The organism is Kitasatospora sp. NPDC059462 (assembly GCF_042749955.1).
In the GTDB taxonomy this organism is placed as follows: domain Bacteria; phylum Actinomycetota; class Actinomycetes; order Streptomycetales; family Streptomycetaceae; genus Kitasatospora.
Window position 1 is genome coordinate 1 of sequence record NZ_JBHYUU010000376.1, and the last position, 2,449, is coordinate 2,449.

At 75.3% G+C, this 2,449-nt stretch carries 2 protein-coding genes; both read left to right on the plus strand.

What is annotated here, in order from left to right:
* Positions 1-507: 507 nt before the first annotated feature.
* Entirely contained in the window at positions 508-1,647 is a 1,140-nt protein-coding gene (locus tag ACFXAM_RS38530) for a PP2C family protein-serine/threonine phosphatase (protein ID WP_380298572.1), read from the plus strand.
* Positions 1,648-2,168: 521 nt separating this feature from the next.
* Entirely contained in the window at positions 2,169-2,363 is a 195-nt protein-coding gene (locus tag ACFXAM_RS38535) for a hypothetical protein (protein ID WP_355372342.1), read from the plus strand.
* The last annotated feature ends 86 nt before the right edge of the window (positions 2,364-2,449 follow it).

Genomic DNA, 2,449 nt, shown 5'->3' on the forward strand with positions numbered 1-2,449 from the left:
ATTACTGGTCCGCGGTGCTGTTTTTTTATTAAAACTCCGAGCCGGCCGCTCCCCCCCCCCCCCCCGGGCCGGCCCCGCCCCGGGGCCGGGCCCCCCCCCCCGCGCCGCCCCCCCGCCGCGTTCCCCGCGGCCCCGCGCACCGGGGTGCGCAACCGGCCGGCCGGCGCCCGGACGGCGGCCGGGGGATCGCTGTGTGATCGGCCACAGCGCGCGCCCCGGCGCACGCCGCGCCCGGCCGTCCGCACGACGGGGCGCGCGCCGCCCGGGCGGTTCGTACGCCCTGTGCCCGTACGCCTCCTGACGCCCCGGACGCCGCCCGCCGCAATCGGCCGAAACCCGCTGACGCGCCCGCGCCACCCCGCCCCCGCCCCCGCCCGGCCCGTCGACGCCGACCGGGAGCGCTGGATAGGGTCGGTCCCCATGGCTGGCAGAGCGCCGGGCACACCGCCCCAGACGACTGCGACGAGGCCCGGCGCCGCCCCGGCGTCCGACCCCGTGACGGCCCGGTTGCGCAAGAGGCTCCGCCGGGTCCGCCGAAGGCTGCGCACCGCCGCCGTCGACTGGTTCCGCGGCGGCGCCGCCGACTGGCCGGTGCTGTGCGCCCTCGCCCTGCTGGTCCCGCTGCTGATCCTGCTCAACGTCTGGTGGCCCGCCTGGGCCCCGCCCACCGCGCTGGTCCTGCCGATCCTGGCGGCGGCCCTGCTGCTGCGCCCCGGCTCGCTGGTGGTGCTGTACGCGCTCGCCGCGCTCGGCCTGTCCGCCGAGTCGGTCATCCACACCGGCCAGCGGGTGGCCAGCGACCACCCCGAGTCCTACACCTACGGGGTCACCCCCGGTGCCGCCCTGGTGGTCGGCGCGGCCGGGGTCGGCGGCCTGCTGCTGGCCCAGTTCCGCAGCCGGGTGGGCGTGCCCTGGTGGGGCGGCTCGACGATGCTCTTCGACCTGCGCGAGCGGCTGCGGGTGCAGAGCCGGGTGCCCCGGCTGCCGGACGGCTGGCACGCCGACATGGCGCTGCGCCCGGCCGGCGGGCAGTCCTTCTCCGGCGACTTCGTGGTCGCCGACCGCACCGGCCCCGGCCGGCGGGTGCTGGAGGTGGTCCTCGCGGACGTCTCCGGCAAGGGCATGGACGCCGGCTCGCGGGCGCTGCTGCTCTCCGGCGCGTTCGGCGGGCTGCTGGGCTCGCTGCCCGCGCACGACTTCCTGCCCGCGGCCAACGGCTACCTGCTGCGGCAGTCCTGGGAGGAGGGCTTCGCGACCGCCGTGCACCTGGTCCTCGACCTGGACACCGGCGAGTACGAACTGCTCTCGGCCGGGCACCTGCCGGGCATGCAGCGGCTGGCGGGCGCCGGGCGCTGGGAGGTCAAGGAGGCGCTGGAGGGCCCGGCGCTGGGCATCTACGACGGCGCCAAGTTCGAGGGCGTGCGGGGGCGGCTGAACCGCGGCGACGTGCTGATGCTGTGCACCGACGGCATGGTGGAGGCGCCCGGGCGGGACCTCTCGGAGGGCATGGACCGGCTGATGGGCGAGGCGGACCGGCTGGTGCCGGGCGGCCCGGGAGCGGTCGGCGGCGCGGCCTCCCGGCTGATCGAGACGGTCGCCCGGGACATCAACGACGACCGCGCGGTGCTGCTGTTCTGGCGCGACTGAGCGGCGGGCGACGGGCCCGCCGGGGCCCCGGCACGGCGGCGGGGCGGGGGCACGTGCCGGTGGCAGCCGCTGTCAAGCCCCGGAGCTGATCTTCAGCCAATTCCGGTGCCCTGCAAGCAGAGCGGACCTGCCGGTTCCGGTCCGGCCCGCCGAACGTTTCCCGGCCGCTCAGCGGCACCCCGCCGACGATTCGCCGGGATGTCCCGGCTATCGTCCCGGTCGGCGGAAACTCGTCTCGCATCGCGGGATATCGGCGTTCGACCGACTGTCAGACCTTTACGCAATCGGCATGGTCGACCACACTGAGTCCGGGCGGGACTGTTCAGGATTCGGGGGATGGGGGGCGTCACATGCGGCACGACGGACACCGTGCGGCCGTACCGGGCGGCCTTCTCTCCGGCCTCGACGTGCCGGACGAACTGCCGTTCCGCCTCGGGACCGTCGGACAGGCCGGGGTCCGGCTTCGCAGGGGTCGTCCGCCGGTGGCGCCCCGCTATGAAAGAACGAGGAAGTGAGTCCGGGTGGCACTCTCCGTCTCCGCGCTGGTCCTGTTCGGCATCATCTGCTTCATCTTCATCCGCCAGAAGCAGCTGAAGGTCGGGCACTTCATCCTGGCCGCGCTGTTCGGCTTCATGCTCAACCAGAGCACGGCGGCCAAGCCGATCCAGGACTTCCTGAGCCAGATCGCCAAGTCCATCTCGAACATCGCCAGCTGACCCCCGGACCGCCGGCCCGCCACGGCCGGTGCTCCGTCACCGGTCGGCGCGCCTCGCCTGACGCCACCGGGCGAACAGGCCTCGCG